Raw genomic sequence first — 24551 nt, 5'->3', positions numbered from 1 at the left:
TTTTACTTTTTTAGTGTGAAAAAGAAGGTTGTACCTTCGTTAAGTTTGCTATCTAACCAAATTTCTCCATCATGTAACTCAACTATTTTTTGCACAATAGACAAACCAATACCTGTTGAATCCTTTCGCTTGTTGACAGATTGAAAAACCTTAAAAATTTTAGAATGGTATTTTTCATCAATTCCTATACCATTATCCTTTATGGAAAACTTATAATGCGAACCAATATCCTCAACATCAATTTTAACAAAACCCTCAGCTTTATCTATAAACTTTATGGCATTGCTCATTAAGTTTTGGAATAATTGCTGTAGTTTGGTTTTATCTCCATTTACAATTGGTAATTGACTAAGCACTTCAACACTTACATGATCCGGTTTATATAAAAACTGAATGAGATCATTTATAAGTGAATTTAAATCGACTTGAACATACTCTTTACTATCACTACCTATACTGGAATATTCAAGAACATCAGATATTAAGTTATCCATTTTCTCTATGGTAGTTTCTATTAGAGCTAGATTCTGCAAACTCACTTTATCAAATTTATCTTCGTTATCGGTTTTCAACCAACTTACTAATGCATTAATACTGCGCAAAGGAGACTTTAAATCATGAGAAACTATATGAGCATATTCTTGTAGCTCCTCGTTACTATACTCTAATTGAGAAAGTAACTTTTCCTTTTGGTGTTCTAAATTTTTTAGATCTGTAATATCTCTGTAGGTCCAAAGATGACCTCGGTAATTATCGCCTTGATAAATGGGAATATAATCTCTTTCTAAAATTTTTCCATTTACCATGTGAATCTCATCGCTTAGAACATGCTCACCTGCAGTTTCAATCAATTCGAGTCGATCAACAAACTCCTGGGGATTTTTAAATAGGTTCTTAAACCTATCGTCACGAAACGTAAGGTACTGTCCCTTTATTTTTTCTGGATTGTAATCAATTCCAAAAAGCTCACAGAATTTTTCGTTTGCAAGAATGATTCTCTTATTCTCATCTTTTAATAAAACCCCGTTTTTAAGGTTCATCATTAATGCCTTTAACCTGTTATCAGATTCTCTTAACAGGCGTTCTGCGGCTTTAGCTTCGGTTATGTCCCTTACAATACCTTGAGCAGCAACTGGAATACCTTGATCTAGTATAATACTGGCATTTATATGTACAAGTTTTTCTTCTCCTTTTTTTGTTATTATTTTTACTTGAAAATCTGTAATCGCTCCATTCTTTAGGAGATTTTTAAATGATCGAGACACCCTTTCCTTTTCTTCATAAGGAGGAAACTCTAATAAATTTGCATTTTCCTTAGTATTATCAAAACCTAACAAATCTACTGCTGCATCATTCATTTTAAGAATGTTACCCATTAAATCTATTATAACGTATGCATCGACAATATTTTCAAAAACCCCTTGAAGCTGGGAATCGGTCTTATCTAAAAGTGCTTCTAGTTCTGTATATGATTTTTCTAGCCTTTGATTGGCACTGTAAAGCTCGGCAGATTTTTCTTCGAGTATCCGTTCGGCATCTCGTCGAGCAGCTCGTTCTCTTTTTAGAGCCCTTTCAAGTATTTCAATTTTCTCTTGGTCCATGAGTTTAGTTCTTGTTGATTAAAAACTTAACTTCTGTTCCATCTTCCTTAAGTTTTTCCAAAACAATCTCGGCAGATGAATCAAAATACTCGAATGTCTTGTTCATTAAACCTAGTCCAAAATGATGCATTGCCCTACTAGATTTGTATAGCATAATAAGTTTTCTCTTAGTCTTTTCGATAACCTTAAAAGTTGGGAGTTCAGCATCAGGATATATTTTACGAACCTCAACATGAATATGGTTTTCAATTGAAGAAAGCATTTCTATAGGGTCGTTGTAACTTTCTAACATTACTGAATAATCACGCTCCAATATTTGAAAAAAATGTTCACCGTAAGTGAGCAATAATCCATCTATGGAAACACCTGTATTATTGCTTAAGTTTTTAAGCAACTGAAGCATTTCTGAAAATTCGTAAGTCCCAACAGATGTATATGCGCCACCTGATTTAAGTTCAGATTGACTTATAATTTTATCAACCATCTCCAGTCCAAACTTTTCCTCAACTAATTCAAGAAACTCTGAAAATACAATACCTTTCATTTAATGTTTTTTTAATTCGTTTAAACTCCAATAAGACAAAAGGTTCTCGATTTTAGAAACATACTCCTCATACTTGAGAGGCTTGAGAACATAACCCGCTATGCCTATCTTGTAACACTCAACTAAGTCTTTATCGTTATTAGAAGTAGTTAATACAATAGCTGGAATATACTTCAATACATCATCACTCTTTAATATCTGCAAAAATTCAAGACCATTTATCTTGGGCATATTCAAATCTAACAATATTATATCTGGCAAATTTGTTTTATCCTCTAAAACTTTAAGTGCATCCTCTCCATTGTTAGCTTCAATAACGTTATGTTTTGCTTCTAAAGAACTGACTACCCGATTAAACTTCATAAGTTCAATCATGTCGTCTTCTACTAATAATATGTTTAGATTCTTCATAAATACGTTGAAATATTTGTTGCGCTTTGATGTGAAATTAATCTGAACGGTATTAAACAACGTACATATTTCGCTAGAACCATTAAAAGTGTCGACGAATGACGTTTTTGTGTCGACGAATGGTTTTTATAATCAATCTAAATAAGGGATAAAGTGTGTTTTATTGTAAGTTTTATTCTATTAAAAAAGAATCAATGTGTTTTTTGTCGATGAAATTTACCTTTCATAGAATATACGAAATTTACAGGAAAAACACAAACGTTTAAAGTTCGAGGCCAGTACAAAGGGTTGTATCGATCTTTTTTAGGGTATTAATAAAATGAAGTTAGTGGACCTCTTTATTGAATGTTTTCTTAACGAAACTACTTTTTGGTGATTCACAAAGCGAACAACAATAACTATCAGGAAGATCATCAAAACTTGTATTTGGATCGATACCTTGTGTCAAATCACCGTAAACCTCACTGTATACTGTTAAACATTCTGAACACTGATGAACGATTTCTTCTGATGATTCGTTTTGAATAGATTGCTGTTCTTCATCTTCTCGTTCGTTTCCTAATTGTTCAAAATACAACTTACTCAATTCCATTAACAAACCGGGGAGTTCTATTTTATCAACATCTTGTACATGCATGATATACTCATTTGTATTAGGGTCGAAATTTTTGGCATATAACAAGTTGTATGTATCCCTGATGGTAAAGTCTCCTAAATTATCTGGCTGTCTATTCTTTTCTACAACAATAGAAGTAAAATTATAAGTATCGCTGTCATAACTTGTTATACCAAATGTTAAACCATAGGTACTAATATCGTTCTGATCAAAATTTGTTACCAGATATTTTTTTAGGTTCAGAGCCTCTTTATCGTTTACCGGTACATGCCAATTCATCTCCAACATAGAGTGTCTTACATTAATACCAAACTTTCCTAAAAGCTTTTCCCACTGCAGCTTGTTTCTCTCAGGAATTCCTTTTACTATAAACGATTTCCAGGGTGTTATAGATATCTTCCCTATTTTATTTTCAGAACATAAGTCGCACATGGCTTTTAAGAAATCTATATCGTATCTATTATTTCTCCAATAAAGACCTAACCAATAGCGGTCTGTACCTATACGATTCATACCTTCATAATAAGGGAAAGGGTAAAAAGGCACATCCAGCGGCTTATCTACAGTTCTATTGTTAGTATCTATTGCATCATTTACCAACTCGAAAACCATCTCTATGGTTTCGGGTTCTTCAATAAGAACTTCCTCTATCGCCATTTCAACCTTATCCATATCCCAACTAAAAATTAGCGCAGGATACATAAGTGTCTTTTTCCAACCTGGTAGTCTTAAATATAAATACCAATAGTCTTCATGATTAGAGGCTATAAAATTAACATTACCAGTAAATAAAGGTACTAATCTTTGTTTAGGATCTATAACATTAATTCGTAATCTAGGATTATACTTAAATTGCTCTAGTATGTATAGATACTTGTCACTGGTTAACCATGAAGTACTTGGTAAAATCTCTGCAGAAACATAAGATGACGCAATATTCTCTACCTTATCTCGCTTAGGTTTAACAAACGTTATCTTTTCAAACTGATTGAATTTTGATTCATCTATTTTCTCTGGAAATATAATATCCTGTCTAGATCCAAATGATATTGCATCTAGCCCCAACCCTTCAGCTGCTTCACATATATATTTTAACTCTGCTGGAGAAAGTACCCCACCATTTATCATTAACCTATAACGTTCTTCCATTATACTAATACTTTAGAATTATAAAGAATTTCTCTTACTTCAGTTTTACAACTACCACAACCTAAACCTGCACCTGTTTGTTTACATAACTCTGTGAAATCGGTACATCCTTTAGCAATGGCTTCCTTAACATTACCGTCTCCAACTTGACTGCAGGAACAAATTAACTTACCAATAACAGGTTTGTCATTAGACGCCCCTCTTAAAAGAGTATCTCGCTTTTCAGACATTTCAATCTTACTTCCTATAAGCGTTTTAAATTCTGCAAACTCGCTCTTGTCTCCCATTAAAACAGCTCCTATCAACAAGTCATCTTTTACTATACACTTCTTGTAGTATCGTTTCGAAATATCTGTAAAAACAACTTCCTCATAGCTTAAATCGTTTTCTGGCACATTAATATCCCCTATACTACAAAGACTTAAATCATTAAATTTTAAAATATTCATTAATACAGAACCATCGTAGGCACTACTAATATCACCTGCAATAAAATTGGCTAAAATAGTAGCCTGTTCTTCTGCTGCCGATGTAATTCCAAATAACTGATTCTTATACTCTGCAATTTCTCCAATTGCAAAAATATCTGGATTGGAAGATTGTAAATGCTGATTTACAACAACACCTCTTCCGCATTTTACACCACTTTCTCTAGCTATTTCAATATTAGGTATTGTTCCAATAGCATATACAATTGCATTTGCAGTAATTAACTTCCCACTTTTTAACGTGATATTTAAATCGCCCGTTTCATCATCATCAAAGACTGTACTAACCTCATTATCAAAATAAATTTGAATGCCTCGTTCTTGTACATCGAGCGCCAACAATTTACTTGATACTTTATCTAACTGCCTCTCCATTAAACGAGATGCTCTCTGAATTATAGTAACTTTTACATTTTTATGTTTAAGAGCGGCTGCTAATTCTAATCCCAATAAACCACCACCAACAATAGCTACATGTTGTTCCTCTGGAGGCAAACCAGTGTCGTCCAAATAGCTTTTGAAACTATCGGCATCACTTTTATTACGCATAGTAAAGCGTCCAGGAAGATCGATTTGAACATCTTTTGGAATAAACGCTCTACTACCAGTTGCAAGTATGAGCTTATCAAAAGTGTGTAAATTCCCTTTATTGTCGATTACACTTTTTTCTTTAGAATTTACTTTAGTTATTAAAGTTTCTGGGTGTAAATGAACTTTGAGTTTATCTAACTCTATTTTTTTGATTTTTAATAGTTGCTCCCATGTTAATTCTTCAGTAACATATTCTGGCAGCAATACTCTATTGTAAAATAAATTTGGTTCTTTTGAAAACACATGAATTTCATCTTTTTCATTATGCTCTCTGTAATCCTGAATAAAACGGAATGATGCTGCTCCGGCACCAGCTATAAGAATCTTTTCTTTTGGCTTTTCGTATTTGAATACTGCTACTCTTGTAAACTTAAAATCGGGTTCTTTAGAAACAGGATCTACATGGGTATTTGTTAAGTTATTTGCCCGATTTAAATCGTTTTGAAGTTGTTTACCCCAATGCATTGGTAGAAAAACAACGCCCTTTTTAATTTCTTCGGTAACCTTTGCACGCACCCTCACTTTTCCATTTTCACCTACTATATCTGTTATATCGCCATCCTTAATTTTATACAAATAAGCATCAACAGGATTAATTTCCAAAACAGGTTTTGGGTAATGCGTCTTTAATCGAGACACTTTACCAGTTTTGGTCATGGTATGCCATTGATCCCTAACCCTTCCTGTAGTTAATATCAAAGGATATTCGGGATTAGGAAGCACAGAGGTATTCTCAATAGTTGAAGCTACATTGAAAATCGCTTTTTTGGATGGTGTATAGAAAACTTTATCCTCAAATAACCTCGGGGTTCCTTTATGTCTATACTCATTTACTGGCCATTGAAATGTACCTTCGTTCTTTAACCTATCGTAGTTTAGGTAAGAGACATCTATATTGGTATCTTTTGTCATAGCGCAGTATTCGTCATAAATCTCTTCTGTGGCACCATAGTTAAAACCTCGGAACCCCATGCGCTGCGCAAAATCACAAAATATTTCTACATCTGGTCTTGCCTCTCCTGGCGGGTCTACTTCTTTAGGTAGATATGAAATTCGTCTCTCAGAATTAGTCATAACCCCTTCTTTTTCTAACCATCCAGCGGCAGGTAAAAGTAAATCGGCGAACTTAACTGTATCTGCTTTGTGAGATATATCTTGAACGACTACAAACTTTGCATTTTTAACAGCTTTTTCAATACGATTGGTATTTGGTAAACTTACCAAGGGATTAGTACAAGCTATCCAAATGGCTTTTAATTCACCAGATTCTAGAGCATCGAACATTTCAGTTGCAGTTAATCCTGGTTTTGGGTTTATTCTTTCAACACCCCAAAACTGAGCTACTTCTCTTCTATGCTCTTCATTCATTAAATCTTTGTGAACAGCTAAAAGGTTAGCCATACCTCCAACCTCTCGCCCACCCATAGCATTGGGTTGGCCAGTTAGCGAAAATGGACCTGAACCAGGTTTTCCCACCTGTCCCGTAATTAAAGAAAGGTTTAAAAGGGCTACATTCTTATTAACACCAACCACACTTTGGTTAAGACCCATAGCCCACATGCTTATAAACCCTTTAGAAAGCCCGATGATATCAGCTGCTTTTCTGATATCCTTTTCATCTATTCCACATAATTTTGCTGCCTTACTTATTTTTGTTGAAAATATCTGCTCTTTATAGGCTTGAAATCCGTCTGTATAATTTTTTATAAAGTCCTCATCTATCAATCCACTTTCATATAATCTGCGGCCTATGGCGTTATATAGAATTACGTCTGTACCCGGTAAAATTTGTAAATGCAAATCGGCGAACTTAGCTGTATCTGTTTTACGAGGATCTACAACAATGATTTTTACATCGGGATTTTCTTCCTTATGTTTTTCTAATCTTCGGAATAAAATAGGATGACACCAAGCCGGATTAGCCCCAGTGATTAGGAAACTATCTGCTAATTCAATATCGGCATAAGAAATAGGTACACTATCTTCACCAAACGTTTTTTTATAGCCTACAACGGCAGAACTCATACATAATCTAGAATTTGTATCTATGTTGTTTGTTCCTAGAAAACCTTTTGTTAGCTTATTGGCAATATAGTATTCCTCTGTAAGGCTTTGTCCAGAAACATAAAACCCTACACTATCCGGACCATGCTTTTTGATTATAGATTTGAATACGCTCGCCGCTCTATCTAAAGCAGTATCCCAACTTACACGTTCGCGTGGATGAGATTTACTCCAGCGCATTTCGGGATATAAAATCCTATCAGAAGTATCGTTTACAACATAATGTAAATTTCTACCTTTGGAGCACAACATACCCTTATTAACAGGGTGGTCTTTATCTCCCTCTACAACAACCTTGTTATTATTGTCTTTCTTTACTACAATTCCACATCCTACACCACAATATGAACATGTTGTTTTCACTTCTTTATTCATCATATCTTGAAGCGTTTTTTAACGAATTAAATCAATATTAAAATACCAAACAAGAACTAATATTGATAATTAACAATCCTTTAAAAATGCTTTTTTTAATCGGTAATTTGATAAAAAACTGCATTTCAAATAAAGAATTTGGTTTTGATTAAAACTTCTTTGTTGTTATTCCCGCTTTACTGTAGCTACAGTAATTTGGCGGGAATAACAGACTCTCAAAGAAAACCCTGAGCTAATCCTACTCAGGGAAAACTTTTAATTTCTTATTATGACAGGTTGTAATTTTAATGAAGCTCTATACTTTACACTTTCCTTAAGATAAACTTTTGATAGTTTTGTGAACTCACTAAGCTTCACTGAATGTGCAAAAAAACCCTTCATTACAAAACCTAACAAATACCTAAAAGTCAAAAACTGTATAACATCGCGCTTTTCAACCTCTATTAAGTTGAATATTAATTGTTTTATAGACTTTATTGGTTTTAGATTTAACACAACTACGTATTACTATAATACAAAACTAAGTATTTATACGTAAAAATACGTAGAAAAAACAAGCAATTATAAATAATTACGAGATTATCATTTTACTACAATTGATTTTGTAGAAATAATAAAAAAGGATTTAAGGTGGTAGGGATAAATAGGAATAATATAAGAACAACTAAATCAGTTGATATTCCCTTGCTTTGTCCGTGAGTTCTTTTAGGTTTGAGACTTCCAACTTTTTCATTAAATTGAAGCGATGCACCTCTGCTGTACGTTTACTAATTTGTAATTCATCAGCAATATCTTTGTTGTTTTTAAGTTCCAACACCAGACCAAGTATTTGCTTTTCTCTTTTGGTTAGTTTAAAAGGTAAGTTGGCCGGAGTTGTTTTGGTTTCGGGTGATGGGGTTGTACCATTTACAAAATTATTCATTATGATAGCCGATACGTCTCCAGTAAAATATTTTCCACCTTCAGCTACTTTGTTTAGCGCTTTTAAAAATTCGTCTTTACTAGCTCCTTTTAACAAATAACCATCGGCGCCAGCTTGAATAGACTGCACCACGTATTCTTCAGAATCATGCATTGATAAAACCAAAGTTTTAACATTGATACCGCTGGCACTGATGGCTCTAACGACATCAATTCCGTTCATCTCTGGCATTCTGATATCTACAATAAGTACATTTGGAGTATTTCTTTTTATTACTTCAAGAGCCTCTTTTCCGTTAGAAGCCTCATCGATTACCTCGATTTCATTCTGATCTTCTAAAAGTGCTTTAATACCATCTCTAACCAATTCATGGTCGTCTGCTAGCACGACTTTAATTTTAGCCATAAACAAATTATAATTCTACAGCAAATGTATAAAAAAATAAGTATTTATACGTAATCAACTGTTTATTAAGGCAGTAACCTCAATTTCAACTTTCATTTTAGTATTAGCCAAACCAGCAGAAATCATAGTTGCTGCGGGCTTTACATTTCCTAAGTATTTTTTAAAAACGGGCCAACACAATTCAAAATCTGAAGTATTCGGAAAAATATATGTTACCCTAACTATATCGCTGAGAGTGGCATTAGCCTTTTCCAAAGTACTAATAATATTTACAAAACATTGCTCTGCCTGATCTACCACATCGTTGCTTATAGTCATTGTATCATAGTTATAACCTGTTGTACCAGAAATAAACACCCAGTCTCCACGAACTATAGCTCTGGAATAACCAATAGCATCTTCAAATGTAGAACCCGAACTTATACGCTTTTTCATCATGAAACTTCATTATTTGAAAATGGAATATTCAAGGTTACCCTCGTGCCCTTACCTGGTTCTGAATGCAGGAAAAGACGTCCGTTTATATACTTTATACGTTCTCTCATAAAGGTCATTCCCATACCGCCATCTCCATTCTTAACACTTACTATCTTATTTGGGTCAAATCCTTTGCCATTATCATCAATCACTATACTTAACATATTTTTACTAGTTGATAACGATACTATAATATGAGTAGAATCTGCATATTTTATGGCATTATTGATAGCCTCCTGTGTAATTCTGTAAATATTGATTTCTTTGAGCGAATCTAGCCTCCCATCAAAATCTGTTTTATTAAATAACAATATTTCCTTACCAGTTAACTTAGCTAATTCCTGAGTTAATTTGGTTAAGGCGGGCACTATACCATGGTCAGCTAACTCTGGAGGCGTTAAATTAAACGTTGCTGTTCTAACCCCTTTAATTATGTTAGCTGCTAATTCTTTTAAATGTTCAATTTTTGTAGCAGTTTTATCAATGTCTGAAATATCGATACTTTCTAAATTATATTTTAGACCCGTAAGCATTTGCCCGATGCCGTCATGAACATCTTTTGCAATTCTGTTTTGTTCTTTTTCTTGGTTCTCTATAATTTTACTTGAAACAATTTTTTGCTGATTCATTTTCTCCTCAAAACTTTGCTTCGTTAACCGTTCAATTTCCAATTGCCCAGCTTTTCGTTTGGTTATATCCGAGGCTATTATCAAAAGTTCTGAGCGCTCTCCAACAGGGTTAAAAGGAATAACAGACATTTCTAACCAAATATCTTCTCCCTCCTTATTTGTTGCTTTTACCTCTCCTTGCCAACCTATTTTTTTATGTTTCGAAATGATTTCCTCAATTACCTCTTGCTCGTTAGGTTGGATAGAAAGAACTTTAGTAAAATTTTCTGCAGTGTTAAACCTACTTAGTTTAAATAGTTTAGAAAACTTTTTACCCATGTGTAGAATAATACCCTCGGGTGAAATCCGAGCAAATAACAACGTCTCATCCATAGCATGACTTAAAGCCCTTAACTCTCTAATGGATTTTTCCTTGGCTTCACTCAAAACATCGGCATTATATGCCATTTCCTTAGCTCTTTTTTCAGCTAGAATGAGTTCTGATAAACTATTCTTTACAGTCTTGGCTGTAGGCCAAAATATAAATAGAAACTCGGCAAGAAGTAGCAATAGTGTAAACGCTGTTAGAAACATTTCAAGCTTTCTGAGCCAGGCCACACGCTCTTCTGCTTCCAAGTCGTACTGATTTACAATGGCATCCATTTTTACTAAAAAGTCGCCCTCGCTCAATTTTACTTTTTCTATATCCTCTGATAGTTTTTTTACACTTACAGATGAAGACGCTTCTATTTCTTTTATTATGCTTTCTGAAGCTTCTTTAATAACATCATATGTGGGGTTTATGTCATTAAACATTCCAGATACCACCTTACTGTTTTTCCCAGGTAGACCGAGACTGTCACTTCCGTTCTGCAGGGCAATATGAGAATTTCCCCAAAGCGCTAAAGTTTGCTCTAAACTATTTTTAATTTCACCTCGCTCTAAAAAATTACTTTCGGTGGATAGCGAAAGTATTTCTTTTGTTAGCTTTTGGCTTAACATTCTTTGCCTACCCGCAACATTAATTACACGAGAATCACTTTCTTGATTTTTTAGGTGATTTCTAATAAGAAGCTGACTGAATATTACAGAAAGCGCAATAGTACTTAATGCAATAATGTATAAACGCCGTAATCTCTCAAAAGTATTTTGATCTAATGAATTACGATTCCCCGCCATTATTTTATTAACTCTTTAGGGCCTGTTCTATCAGTGCCAAATTTTTATCTGAAAAGTTTAATTGTAGAGCTGCTTCATGACCTCTAGCAGACATTTTTTTCCAAGTTTTCTGAAGAATATCTATTACCTTGTCATCTTTGTGTTTGGCAGCAAAATCCCCGAAATAATAATCCAAGAACACCAAACAAACAGTATCTTGAAGTATTTGGGATTCTTCATTTTTCTTGATGAGCTTTTTTGTAATAAGTTGGGAAACCCTACTTACATATTGTTCATCGTATCCAACTTGTTGTAAAATACCTGCGGTAATTTCGGCATGCATTTTTTTTAAGGTTTCACGCCATTTTAAATATCCAACACGGTCCATGGGATACTCATCTCTTGGTATTTGCCACCTACATATATGTTGAGCTCGAGCTGCAATTTGCAATGCTTTTGATGAATTAGGCTCGAACTGTAAGAGCTTCCTCGTCATACGTTGAGAGTATAACAACTCTTTAGGGTACTCCATACCAGATACTTGGTATGTATTTATATCTTCTGAATTTTTTTTATCTATTAATGCTATTGCTGTTTCAAATCGTGTAGGCTTCATTTAGTATGTATATTAGTCTGAAAAGCCAATATACACATTTTCTCCTTCAATTTTTACAGGGTAGGTTGCAATAGGCTCTAAATCACCATTTAGATTTTCTCCGTTCTCTAAAGAAAATGTTTTTTTGTGCAAAGGACAAGCCACTTTTGGGGTTCCTTGTTCATCTCCAATCATTCCTCTTGACAAAACCATTTCCATTTTGTGCGGACAAACATTCTGACAAGCATACCATTTATTTAATCTCGCAAAATTAAAAACCGCTATTTGCTTGTCTTTATATTTCACACAAGCACCTCCATCTATAGGAAAATCATGTACTGACGCTGCTTTAAACCAAACTTTTACGTCTTCTAATTGAGTTGATCCGTATTTTTCTAAAACTTCTTCCATGTCTATTTTAAATTTTAGTGCTTTTAGTTACTCCAAGGTTCTGGCATTTTTTGTTCTCTCATTGGAACAAACACCAAGTTATCATCGTCTTCTTCACTGTTAACAAAATGACTAAAACGTTTCATCATTTCTGGGTCGTTAACCGCTTGTGTCCACTCGCACTCAAACTTGTTAACCAAAGTTTCCATTTCTTTTTCTAAATCTTCAGCAATACCTAATTTATCGTCTATAATTACTTCTTTTAAGTAATCCATACCGCCTTCAAGTCTTTCCTGCCAAGCCGCGGTACGCTGTAAAGGTTTCGCTGTGCGCATGTACAACATCAAATAACGATCTAAATATTTAATTACAGTTTCGTTATCTATTTGTTCAGCCAATAACTCTGCATGGCGCGGTGTAGCACCACCGTTTCCACCAACATAAAGGTTCCAACCACCTTCTACAGCTATTAAACCAAAATCTTTACCTCTAGCTTCTGCACACTCGCGAATACAACCAGACACCCCGCCTTTAATTTTATGAGGAGCTCGTATTCCTCTATAACGATTCTCTAATTCTATACCAAAACTTACACTTTCGTCCATTCCATAGCGACACCACGTTGAGCCCACACAGGTTTTAACTGTTCTCAGGGACTTACCATAAGCATGTCCACTTTCAAATCCATGACTAATAAGTTCTTTCCAGATTACAGGGAGTTGATTTAAAGTAGCACCGAATAAATCGATACGTACACCACCAGTTATCTTAGTATATAAATCGTATTTTTTTGCTATTTCGCCAAGCGCAATTAATTTATCTGGAGTAATTTCTCCTCCTGGTACTCGAGGAACTATAGAATAAGTACCGTTACGCTGTATATTAGCTAAGAATCTATCATTTGAATCTTGTATTGCATATTCTTTATTGGCAGTATCTGCGTGAATAGACGCCATTAAAGAAGCGACAAGTGGTTTACACAACTCACATCCGTGACCACCGTTACCATGGTTATCCAGTACTTCGTTAAAGGTTTTATAGCCTTTTACTTGGATGATTTGATATAGTTCTTGTCTATTTAAATCAAAGTGTTCACAAACGGAATCTTTAACCTCAATACCTAATGATTTAAGTTTGGCATTGGTTAAATCGGCTACCATAGGCTTACAACCCCCACAACCTGTACCTGCTTTGGTACAACTTACAACATCTCCTAAATCTTTAGCTTCACCACTTTCAATAACCCCACATATTTGTCCTTTAGAAACACTTTCGCAAGAACATATTTGAGCTTCATCTGGTAAATCCATAACATCACCAAATGCAGCACCGCCATCGCTCGCTGGTAAGATTAGTTGAGCAGGATTCTCAGGAATCGCCATACCGTTAAGGTATATTTGATGCAACATGCTGTAATCTGTGGCATCTCCTACCAAGATTCCTCCTAGAAGTTTTTTGCCATCTAGGCTTACGTTTATTCTTTTGTATAGATATTCTGTTTTATTTTCAAAAATTATTGAATGCCCCTTTGATGCTGGCATAAATGGCTCACCAAAACTAGCTACGTCTACACCAATTAATTTTAGCTTAGTAGACATATCAATATCGGCTGGCATCACCACATCTGTATTACCCAAAATTTGATTTACTGCAACATCGGCCATATCGTAACCAGGTGCAACCAAACCATATATCATTTGGTTGTATAAGGCAATTTCTCCGATAGCATAAATATTGTCATCAGAAGTTTTCATGGTATTATCTACCACAATACCTCCCCTTACTCCAACATCTAAACCACAAGCTTTAGCAAGCTCATCTCTTGGACGAATTCCAGCAGAAACTATTAGCATATCCACATCTAAACTATCATCCTCACCAAACTCCATACCTGTTATTTTACCATCACCAAGTATTTGGTTAGTAGCTTTACTTAAATGTATATTCAATCCTATAGACTCCAGCTTTAACTGCAGCACATTACTACTTCTTGAATCCAGTTGTCTAGGCATTAACTTTGGAGCAAACTCTACAATATGTGGCTCCAGACCCATATCCAAAACAGCTTTACCAGCCTCTAAACCTAACAATCCCCCACCAAGAACAGCTGCCTTAGCATCTGGTTTTTCAGCTTTAAGTTTAGCGGCATAAGCTAGCATTCCTTCTAAGTCTTCAATAGTTCTGTAGACAAAAACACCTTCTTTTTCAACACCTTTAATGGGTGGCACAAAAGGAGAAGACCCTGTAGCCATGACCAAATAATCATATGAAAACTCACGGTCTTTTGCCGTTGTGATAGTCTGTCCGGTTCTATTTATATCAGCTACTCTTTCACCAGTTATAAGTTCTATATTATTTTCAGAATACCATTCAGCAGGAGCCATTTCTAAGGCTTTAGCATCTTGATTTTCAAAATATTCACTAAGATGAACACGGTCGTAAGCTGGTCTTGGTTCTTCACCAAAAACTATAACTTCAAAATTCTTAGAAGCTTCGTTGGCTACAAACTTTTCACAAAATTTATAACCCACCATACCATTACCAACTACAATGATTTTCTTCATGTCTACGTATTTTAAATACAAAACTAAGTAATTATACTTAATTATTTATTCAAATTTCATGAGAAAATTGAGCAAAACAGTATTATTAAAGATTTCGCAAATTAAAAGGCTCAATATTAAGTTTTAGCCAAAAAACAAGCCTTCAGAATTAGGTATTACTAATAATTTTAGCCCTTTGAGACAGTGATTAAGACACTCTTAGATGCTGGTGTCTTTGCAGTGTGTGCATAACTATCTAAAGGCACAAGTACATTGGTTTCTGGGAAGTATGTTGCACAACAATGCTTTGGAATATCGTAACCTACAACCTTAAATTTATTTGCTTTTCGCACTACACCATTAAACTTAGATTTCAGGTCCACTACATCTTGTTCTTTAAGCCCTCGTTCCTTCATATCATCTTTGTTCATGAAGATAACGCGGCGTTCATTGAAAATTCCACGATAACGGTCGTTTAAACCATAAATGGTTGTATTGAATTGATCATGACTCCTAATAGTCATCATAACCAACTCGCCTTGTTCAATTTTCCATTCAGGTAGTTTATTTATTGAAAATTGTGCCTTTCCCGATTGTGTTTTAAAATCTCTTTTGCGAGCACCATTGGGCAAATAAAATCCTGAGGGTTGTTTTATACGATGGTTATAATCTGTAAATCCTTCCACAACTTCAGCAATATCATTTCTAACCAAACTATAATCATCTTTATAACTTAGCCAATCTATTTTAGAACGTTCATTTAATGTGGCATTAGCAATACCACAAACAACGGCCACTTCACTCATTATCCTATCAGAACAAGGTTCTAACACGCCTTTAGTTGATGAGACTACACCCATAGAATTTTCAACACTCTGTACTTGAACTCCCGTTTTTTGATAATCCTTTTCCGCTCTACCCAAACACGGTAAAATTAGCGCTTCTTTTCCTGTAACTAAATGGGACCGATTAAGCTTAGTACTTACATGAACAGTTAAATTACAATTAGCCAAAGCCTGAGCCGAATAATTGGTATCTGGTACCGCTGAAATAAAGTTCCCTCCCAAACCAAAAAACACTTTGGCTTTTTTATCAAACATAGCCTTTATGGCATCTATTACGGAGTAACCGTGTTTAGAACTGGGTTTAAAACCGTATTTGGCTTCAATTTTATCAAGAAACGCTTGAGGTGCAGCTTCCCATATACCTACCGTTCTATCGCCTTGAACATTGGAATGTCCACGAACCGGACATGTACCCGCCCCCTCTTTTCCAATACTTCCTTTTAGGAGCAAAAGATTAACAAGTTCACGAATGTTATCTACAGCATTTTCATGCTGAGTAAGACCCATGGCCCAACAAATAATTATTTTGTCATTGTTCAAAATAATATCGAAAGCAGCATTAAATACTTCCCTTGAAACTCCTGAAAGTTTTAAGCACTCCTCAAAATTAAATTGTTTTAAATCTTCTATAAATGTATCATAACCATGTGTAAACTCTTCAATAAACTGTTTATCAAACACATTACCATCTTGCTCTTCCTTTTCCAATAACTTCAAAAGAATGGCCTTAAAAAATGCGACATCGCCATTAACAGTAACCGGTACAAAAACATCTGTTAATTGGGTACCACCTGATAATATTTTAATAGGGTTTTGCGGATCGGTAAACTTTATCAAACCCGCTTCAGGCAAAGGGTTGATTGTAATAATCTTTCCCCCATTTTTCTTTGTTTTTTCTAGAGCAGATAACATTCTGGGGTGATTGGTCCCTGGATTTTGACCAACAACCATAACCACTTCAGCTTTATATAAATCATCTAGGGTTACCGAACCTTTTCCTATTCCCAATGTCTCTGAAAGCGCCTTTCCACTTGCTTCATGACACATATTAGAACAATCTGGCAAGTTAGAGGTCCCATATTCCCGAACAAAAAGCTGATATAAAAATGCAGCCTCATTGGTAGTCCTACCCGATGTGTAAAACACAGCTTCATCTGGACTATCTAAAGCATTTAAATGTGCTCCAATCTTTTTAAATGCATCTTCCCAAGAGATAGGTTGATAATGGGTAGCCCCTTCTGGCAAAAACAAGGGCTCTGATAGACGTCCTGATTTGCCAATATCGTAATCTGACCATGACGATAAATCATCAACTGTATGAGCTGCAAAAAAATCGCTACCTATAAGTTTATTTTGCATTTCTTCCGCCATTGCCTTTAAGCCGTTTTCGCAGTACTCTCCCAATGAAGAGCGCTCATCATCTGGATCTGGCCAAGCACAACCCGGACAATCAAAACCACCTTTTTGATTGATATTCTGGGTAATCTTTAAAATATTCGATGACTTAATATACTTTACAGCGTGAGAAGTAGCAGCTTTTAAACCGCCAATGCCTGCCGAATTCTTTGGAGGTTGTTTGACCCTTAAATCCTGAAAATTTTCTGGTGTTGCTGCTTTTTCTGTTGAAGACTTACTCATGCCTCGAAGATAAAACAAATAATGACATTGCAATTACTGTTTACTTGAAGAGACTATTTTTAAATAATCTACTTCTGTATCAATATCCATATTATCGAAATCTGGCCTATAACACTCCACCCTTTTTTCGTTCTTTTTCAACAACAATTTAGCCCCATTATCTCCAGATAGCTCAGACAAATCACGGAAGTAGTATTTATGAAATAATACAGGAACACCGCTATTTCCCCCGTAACCTGTAGCTAAAATACTTTTGGAATTAACGTCAAAATCTGAAATTAGTTTATCTAAAAATGAAGTAGTCAAAAAAGGCTGATCACCTAAAACCACTAAAAGCCCATCATACGCTTCGATAGAATTTATGATTTGTTTTGTAGCACAAGCTATAGATTTGCCTAAACCCAAGTGCCATGACGTATTATGAATTACGTTAACCGAATCTTTACTAATCTTAGGATAAATCAATTCATAATTAGCACCCAAAACAACAAAGACTTTTTTGGCCAGTGTTTTTTCACAAATGGAAATAACATGCTGAAGCAGAGTAGCTTCTTTCCATTTAAGAAGTTGTTTTGGTCTTCCCATTCGTGTTGATGCACCTGCAGCCATAATGACTATGGCGATATTTGAAATTGATTTCAAAACTAGCTATCGATAATGAATACTTCCTGATTTCTGACTTAGAGATACCGAATTTCGGTTTCTGGTAACCGACAAAATCTCTGAAACAATAGAGATAGCTATTTCTTGAGGTGTTTCAGACCCTATATCTAAACCCGCTGGTCCATGAATAACATCTAAAAAATCCTCTGATACATCTGGGCAATATTCCATTAATTGTACCATTAAATCTTCTCTACGTTTTGTTGGCCCTAAAAGCCCGATGTAACTAGCCTTAGTATTTTTTAACTGAACAAGATAGCGTAAATCGTAAGCAAAATTATGAGTCATTAAAACTACCGCTGTTTGTGCATCTATTTGGTTAACATCCAAATTCTCAGGGATGGTTGAAATTAAAGTATCTGCTCCCGGAAAAGCACTAATAGTTTTCATCTCTGAAATACCTGCAACTATAACAACCTCCCAACCTGTTAATTTTGCATATTGAGACAATTGCACCGCATCATGCTCCGCACCTATAATGACCAGCCTAAAACTTGGTAGCATATCTTGATGAAAAGCTAATCGTTCAGGTAGGGATTTCTGCTTTGATATGCGGAAGCTCTCTTCTCCTATTTTAACTCTGGTTCCAATACCCTTAAAAACACCTTCTCTTTTTTCATAAAGCGCGGTAATTTGAAAGGCAACTCTATCTCTAATACAATCTTCAAAAGACTTTTCAAATGAAGGCTTTAATTCTATTAATTCCAATAAAATGTACAGTACACCTTCACAACCTAATCTATATCGACCATCGTAAGTCATCATTTTGGCTTGTCCTGAATTAAAAACGGATTGCGCCTGTAATACAATCTCTTTTTCAACACATCCACCACTAACCGCACCAATCATGTTACCATTTTCAATAATAAGCATCCTAACACCCGGACGACGGTAAGACGAACCATCTAAATCTACTACCGAAGCTAAAACGCATTTTAACCCTTGTTTTCTAGCTTGGATAGCTTCATTGATGATATGCTTAAATTCGTGAGTCATAATTTCATATTAACTGAAAACACCGCTACCAGATTCTAAATCTTTGATAAAAGGTATCTTATATAATCGCTTACCGGTTGCCTTATAAATTGCATTAGCTACAGCACCGCCAACAGGAGGCAGAGTGGGTTCACCCAAACCTGTAGGAGCCATATCGCTCTCTATAAAATGAACATCAATCTCTGGCGTTTGAGTCATTCTAATTAATTGATAATTACCAAAATTATTTGCTGAAGGAACACCATTCTTAAAACTAAAATCGGCATACATGGCATGACCAATCCCATCTAGAACACCACCTTTGGCTTGGTTCATAGCTCCCAAGGGATTTACCACGATACCACAATCAATAACACAGGTTACTTTTTTAACTACTGGCTTGTTGTTTTCCATAATAACATTTGCCACCTCAGCAACATGGGTGTTATGGCAATAATAAACCGACAACCCTTGATAAACACCATCTGGTGTATTTCCATAGTTAGATTTCTCCACAACCTTTTTTAGGACACCTTGCAGTCGATCGGGATTATACCGAATATTTGGATTAGGATTATTCTTTACATTATCCAACAAATCCATATGAAGCTTAACTCTGTCTACACCTATTTCTTCAGCTAACTCATCAAAAAAACTTTGCTCTGCTATGGCCAAAAAGTTAGTGTATGGCGCTCTCCAAGCTCCAACGGTTATATTACTTCGCAATGGCACACTGTCTACTTGATAATTTGCGATAGCGCCAGCTGGAAAAAAGTTAGGGACTAAACCGTACATATTTCCATTAACACATGCTTCTTTAAGGTGATACCCCGTTAACTTCCCATCTTTTATAGACGCTGCAATTTTATATTTACAAGCCGGTCGATATACTCCCGTGGTCATATCATCTTCTCGTGTCGATATCATTTTAACCGGTTTTTTTATAGCATCTGAAATTTCCACCGCCTCTATTACATAGTCGTTATATAGCCTCCTCCCAAAGCCTCCTCCCATTCTGGTAAGGTCTACGTGAATATCTTCTAATGGTCTATCCAATAAGCTAGCCACTGCATTGGCAGCCGATTCTGGAGTCTGGGTTGGTCCTGCTAAATGAATCTTGTCAGCGGTAACATCTGCAAAAAAGTTCATTGGTTCTAATGTATTGTGAGGTAAGAATTTCGACTCATAAACACGTTCTAAGACTTTATCGGCCTCAGCGAAAGCTTTTACAACATCGCCATCTTTTCGTCTTGTTCTAAATCTTTTACCATCTAACAAACGAAGTAACTTTTTGTCGTGGTCATCAGTACTCTCCAACTTGGTCTTTTCATTACTTTTTTTCCAAGTTGCTTTAATTGCTTTCTTCCCTTTTATTACGTCCCAAGTTGTTTTGCCAACAACAACAACCTTATCAGTTCTGCTGAGTTTCACGCTCCAATTTGGTCTACCTTTGCCTAGCATGGCCCTGGTTTTATCTCCTATAGTGATAACATCAATAACCCCCGATATTTCTTTGGCTTCAGTAGCATCGAAAGACTCTAGTATTTGACCGAAAGCAGGTGGCCTCAATACCGAGGCATAAACCATACCTTCCGCTTTATAATCTAGACCAAACAACGGTTTACCGGATGTAATTTTATCTATATCTACATTACCTTTTCCTCTCCCTATGATATTAAAATCTTTTGGGTCTTTTAGTGAAACTTCATCTGGAACAGCCAACTTGGCTGCTGCTTCAACAACATCGCCATAACCAAGAGTTTCGCCTTTGGCATTTGTAATCACGCCAGAATTAGCACTACAGGTTTTGGCATCTACACCCCAATGTGCGGCCGCAGCATTAATCAACATTTGCTTTGCAGTAGCTCCAGTTTCACGAAGTGGCTGCCAACTTCTTCTAATAGACTGACTCCCTCCAGCCGTTTGGTTACTAAAATGCTCTGTATCTAACGAGGCTTGTACCACATGTACATCATTCCAATCTACATCGAGTTCTTCAGCAATTATCATAGGCATAGAGGTTTTTACACCTTGACCAATTTCTGGATTCACCGAATAAATAGTGACCTTACCTTCGGGTGAAATTTTTATGTAAGCATTAAAATCTTTGTAATCTAGTTTGCTTAAATCTGTTGGAAGTTTAGCAGTGGATTTGCAAGCATTAAAGAGGTTAAACCCGATTAACATACCTCCACTGGCTAGGGCAGACGTTTTTAAAAACGATCTTCTACTGGTTGTGTTTTTCGTATTACCCATAACAGATTAACTTATTTTTTCGGAAGCTAATTTCACAGCTTCCTCGATACTTTTATAGGAAGCACATCTACACAAATTGCCATTCATGGCACTACGAATTTCATCTTGTGACGGATTTGGATTTCTCTCAAGAAACGCTGATGCCGTCATAATCTGACCCGCTTGGCAATAGCCACATTGCGGTACATCAATAGCTTTCCAAGCCTCTTGCATCGGATGATTATTCGATTCTGAAAGTCCTTCTATGGTTGTTATAGACATCCCCTCCAAATGAGATACTTGTAACAAACAGCTTCTAGTCGCATTGCCATTTATATGGACTGTACAAGCACCACATTGACCAATACCACAGCCAAATTTTGTTCCCAATAAGTTCATCTTGTCTCTTAAAACCCATAGAAGAGGGGTGTCTGCATCTGCCTCGACAGTATGCATCTCACCATTAATTTTTAAGTTGAATGTTGGCATTACCTTAATTTTTCAAAAAAGGTATTAAAAATTAAACCTAGGCAGGTTTTACAGGGTAATATTTAACAACGGATTAACAAATTAATAGGCCATGCTAAAATTTAGAACAAAACTCCAGCGCCCTACGCTCATTGTAATAGATATTCTTCTTATCTATAAAACCAACATGCCCACCATGATTTGGCATTTCCAAATAAATATTATCTTGTGCTTTTGCTTCTTTTACAGGAAAACACTCTGGGGATAAAAACGAATCGTTGAGTGCATTGATGATTAATGTCGGTGTTTTTATATTTGGAATAAATTGTAAACCACTACATTGTTGATAATAATCTAGAGCATCTTTAAAACCATGTACTTTAGATGTATAAACCTCATCAAAATCCTTTAAAGTCTTAATCTTGTTATAGGCCTCTGCAGTTATCGCTTGAGGAAACTTTTCCATTTTTGTTTTTAACCTGCCTTTTAAATGTTTTAAGAAACGAATAGCATAGGGCAAATTTTTAATCTTATGAAGTTCTTTGCTAGACCCATTCAAATCGCACGGTACAGAAACCGAAATAGCTGCTTTGAGTTCTTTAGGAACGCTGTCTCGTTCGCCTAAATATTTTAGAATTAAATTGGCCCCCAAACTTATTCCTTTTAAATACATACTGGAATATTTACCATTTGCTTGAATATGCTGAATGACTTCATTTAAATCGTCGGTAGCTCCAGAATGATAACTTCTTAATTTTAAATTATCCTCACCACTACAGCCCCTGAAGTTTACACAAACAGCATCTACACCATTGGTATTAAATACTTTTGCAGCTCCTAACATGTAAGGGCGATGCCCATCACCTTCCAAGCCATGTAACAAGATGATTAACTTGTTTGTTTTTTCTTTTGAAAAACTCCAATCTAAATCTAAAAAATCGCCATCGGACAAGGTCATTCGCTCTCGTTCCTGAACCACACCTTTAACCCTACGGAATAACCCCGAATAAACCGTGGCAACAAATCCGTTTTTAAATAAAAAAGGAACTTTATAAGAAGGCTCTAATACGGGCATAATTTAGTTTTCAGTAGACAGTATACCAGGAAGTTATATAAATAGTGAATAAATTAGACCTGCAAAGGTACAAACATAAAATCTGTTCCGTTAAACAATCCTTTGTCGCTAAGTTTTAAAGACGGAATCACCAATAAGGCCATGAAAGACAGAGTCATATAAGGTGCATTTAATTTACTACCCAGCTGCTTGGCCATAGCATCTATTTCTTGGTAATCCTTAGCGACTTCTTCACCGTTTTTATCACTTATAATACCAGCTATTGGTAACGGTAATATTTTTTGCTCGGTATCAGAAACTGCACAAATCCCTCCTTTATGTTCTATTAATAAATTCACCGCTTTACAAATGGCTTTATCTGAAACGCCTATAGCAATTATGTTATGAGAGTCATGCCCAACAGATGAGGCTATGGCACCCTCCTTTAATTTAAAGTTTTTTATAAAGGCAATTGCTGGTTTATCATTTTGATAGCGATTAACCACGGTCATTTTTAAGACGTCTTGCTTAACATCGGAAACTATATTTCCATTTTCTGTTTTGGCTTTTTTAATTAATTCGTTAGTGACCAACTGCCCCTCTAGAGCTTCAATAACCCTGATTTTTTCATTTTTGGATGAAACTTCAAAATCTGAAATTATTTTAGGTTTGCATTCAAAATTATTGATTGTGTGAAAAGCAACAGGTTTAATTAAACTAACACCATCACTGTAGACCAATTCACCATTGATATAGGTTTGTAGTGTTTTGAAATTCACCAGATCTTCAACCACAATAAAATCGGCATAATCTCCTTGCTGAAGTTTTCCAACATCGAGATTATAATGGTCTATTGCATTTAGGCAAGCCACCTGTAACACATTAAATACATCCATACCCTTGGCGACGGCTCTAGCACATAATTGATTAATGTGCCCTAACATTAAATCATCTGGATGCTTATCGTCACTACAGAACATGAGGCTTTTGTAATACTCAGGAAGTAATCCAATGAGCTCATCAAAATTCTTGGCAGCACTCCCCTCTCGAATGAGCACCTTCATGCCTTTTCTGAGTTTTTCTAATGCCTCTTCCCTTGTGAAACATTCATGGTCTGTAGAAATACCTTCAGAAATATATTTGGTTAAATCGTTCCCTACTAATCCCGGTGCATGACCATCTATAGGTTTATTGAAATGTTTGGCCCATTCCAGTTTTTTCAAAACCTCTTTGTCGTTATAAATTACTCCCGGATAATTCATCATTTCCGTAAGGTATTTAATGTCTGGGTTTTGAAGCAATGTTTTAATAGCATCAGAATCGATAGTAGCTCCGGCCGATTCAAAAGTTGTTGCGGGTACACAAGAGGGTGCGCCAAAATTAAACTTTAAGGGAACTTGTTTTCCGTTTTCAATCATGAAATTTACACCTTCCAGTCCGCAAACATTGGCAATTTCGTGGGGATCGGAAACCGTGGCAACCGTACCGTGTTTTACTGCTATCTTAGCAAATTCACTGGGCACTAACATAGAACTTTCTATATGAATGTGGGCATCTATAAAACCCGGTAAAATATAGGTTTCTACATTATGTGCCTTTTCTCCTACAGAAATAATTTTATCATCTTTAACTGTTATTTGGCCTTTAAAGATGCGCTTGTTTTGTATGTCTACTATGTTGCCTTTTAGTTTCAAAAGTTTTAAGATATTTTCAGTGTAACACATCGACTACGCTCA

At 35.6% G+C, this 24551-nt stretch carries 18 protein-coding genes; all 18 read right to left on the bottom strand.

Annotated elements, in window-relative coordinates; genetic code table 11:
* Positions 1–2: 2 nt before the first annotated feature.
* Positions 3–1601: a PAS domain-containing sensor histidine kinase gene (locus M0214_RS11115; RefSeq protein ID WP_248722633.1), complete on the bottom strand. Its 1599-nt coding sequence runs from the start codon at positions 1599–1601 to the stop codon at positions 3–5.
* Positions 1602–1605: 4 nt separating this feature from the next.
* Positions 1606–2145 carry a heme NO-binding domain-containing protein gene (locus M0214_RS11110; RefSeq protein ID WP_248722632.1) on the bottom strand — a complete coding sequence of 180 codons (540 nt, stop codon included), beginning with the start codon at positions 2143–2145 and terminating at the stop codon, positions 1606–1608.
* Complete coding sequence (locus M0214_RS11105; RefSeq protein ID WP_248722631.1) at positions 2146–2556, bottom strand: response regulator; 411 nt, start codon at positions 2554–2556, stop codon at positions 2146–2148.
* A 325-nt stretch (positions 2557–2881) separates the two neighbouring features.
* Positions 2882–4321: a rubredoxin gene (locus M0214_RS11100; RefSeq protein WP_248722630.1), complete on the bottom strand. Its 1440-nt coding sequence runs from the start codon at positions 4319–4321 to the stop codon at positions 2882–2884.
* Complete coding sequence (locus M0214_RS11095; protein WP_248722629.1) at positions 4321–7842, bottom strand: nitrate reductase; 3522 nt, start codon at positions 7840–7842, stop codon at positions 4321–4323. Before M0214_RS11095 ends, M0214_RS11100 begins: the two co-directional genes overlap by 1 nt.
* Positions 7843–8503: 661 nt before the next feature.
* Positions 8504–9166, bottom strand: coding sequence for a response regulator transcription factor (locus M0214_RS11090; RefSeq protein ID WP_248722628.1), 663 nt, complete (start codon positions 9164–9166; stop codon positions 8504–8506).
* Positions 9167–9220: 54 nt separating this feature from the next.
* The gene (locus tag M0214_RS11085; RefSeq protein WP_248722627.1) at positions 9221–9604 is read right to left on the bottom strand and encodes a RidA family protein; all 384 of its coding nucleotides are present in this window, start codon (positions 9602–9604) and stop codon (positions 9221–9223) included.
* Positions 9601–11430 carry an ATP-binding protein gene (locus M0214_RS11080; RefSeq protein ID WP_248722626.1) on the bottom strand — a complete coding sequence of 610 codons (1830 nt, stop codon included), beginning with the start codon at positions 11428–11430 and terminating at the stop codon, positions 9601–9603. The genes M0214_RS11085 and M0214_RS11080 overlap by 4 nt, the downstream gene beginning before the upstream one ends.
* Positions 11431–11437: 7 nt before the next feature.
* Positions 11438–12025: a DUF4202 domain-containing protein gene (locus M0214_RS11075; protein ID WP_248722625.1), complete on the bottom strand. Its 588-nt coding sequence runs from the start codon at positions 12023–12025 to the stop codon at positions 11438–11440.
* A 12-nt stretch (positions 12026–12037) separates the two neighbouring features.
* Entirely contained in the window at positions 12038–12415 is a 378-nt protein-coding gene (gene nirD / locus M0214_RS11070) for a nitrite reductase small subunit NirD (protein WP_248722624.1), read from the bottom strand.
* Positions 12416–12438: 23 nt separating this feature from the next.
* The gene (nirB, locus tag M0214_RS11065; RefSeq protein WP_248722623.1) at positions 12439–14958 is read right to left on the bottom strand and encodes a nitrite reductase large subunit NirB; all 2520 of its coding nucleotides are present in this window, start codon (positions 14956–14958) and stop codon (positions 12439–12441) included.
* 167 nt (positions 14959–15125) lie between these two features.
* Positions 15126–17420: an FdhF/YdeP family oxidoreductase gene (locus tag M0214_RS11060; protein ID WP_248722622.1), complete on the bottom strand. Its 2295-nt coding sequence runs from the start codon at positions 17418–17420 to the stop codon at positions 15126–15128.
* Between the two features lie 33 nt (positions 17421–17453).
* On the bottom strand, positions 17454–18062 hold the full coding sequence (locus M0214_RS11055; protein WP_248722621.1) for an NTP transferase domain-containing protein: 609 nt from the start codon (positions 18060–18062) through the stop codon (positions 17454–17456).
* 6 nt (positions 18063–18068) lie between these two features.
* Complete coding sequence (locus tag M0214_RS11050) at positions 18069–19079, bottom strand: XdhC family protein (RefSeq protein ID WP_248722620.1); 1011 nt, start codon at positions 19077–19079, stop codon at positions 18069–18071.
* A 9-nt stretch (positions 19080–19088) separates the two neighbouring features.
* The gene (locus M0214_RS11045) at positions 19089–21314 is read right to left on the bottom strand and encodes a xanthine dehydrogenase family protein molybdopterin-binding subunit (protein WP_248722619.1); all 2226 of its coding nucleotides are present in this window, start codon (positions 21312–21314) and stop codon (positions 19089–19091) included.
* 6 nt (positions 21315–21320) lie between these two features.
* Entirely contained in the window at positions 21321–21782 is a 462-nt protein-coding gene (locus M0214_RS11040) for a (2Fe-2S)-binding protein (RefSeq protein WP_248722618.1), read from the bottom strand.
* Between the two features lie 94 nt (positions 21783–21876).
* Positions 21877–22836 carry a YheT family hydrolase gene (locus tag M0214_RS11035; RefSeq protein WP_248722617.1) on the bottom strand — a complete coding sequence of 320 codons (960 nt, stop codon included), beginning with the start codon at positions 22834–22836 and terminating at the stop codon, positions 21877–21879.
* Positions 22837–22889: 53 nt separating this feature from the next.
* The gene (gene ade, locus M0214_RS11030) at positions 22890–24509 is read right to left on the bottom strand and encodes an adenine deaminase (protein ID WP_248722616.1); all 1620 of its coding nucleotides are present in this window, start codon (positions 24507–24509) and stop codon (positions 22890–22892) included.
* Between the last annotated feature and the right edge of the window lie 42 nt (positions 24510–24551).

Source organism: Seonamhaeicola sp. ML3 (assembly GCF_023273855.1).
GTDB lineage: Bacteria > Bacteroidota > Bacteroidia > Flavobacteriales > Flavobacteriaceae > Seonamhaeicola.
This window is presented reverse-complemented; position numbering and strand designations above follow the sequence as displayed.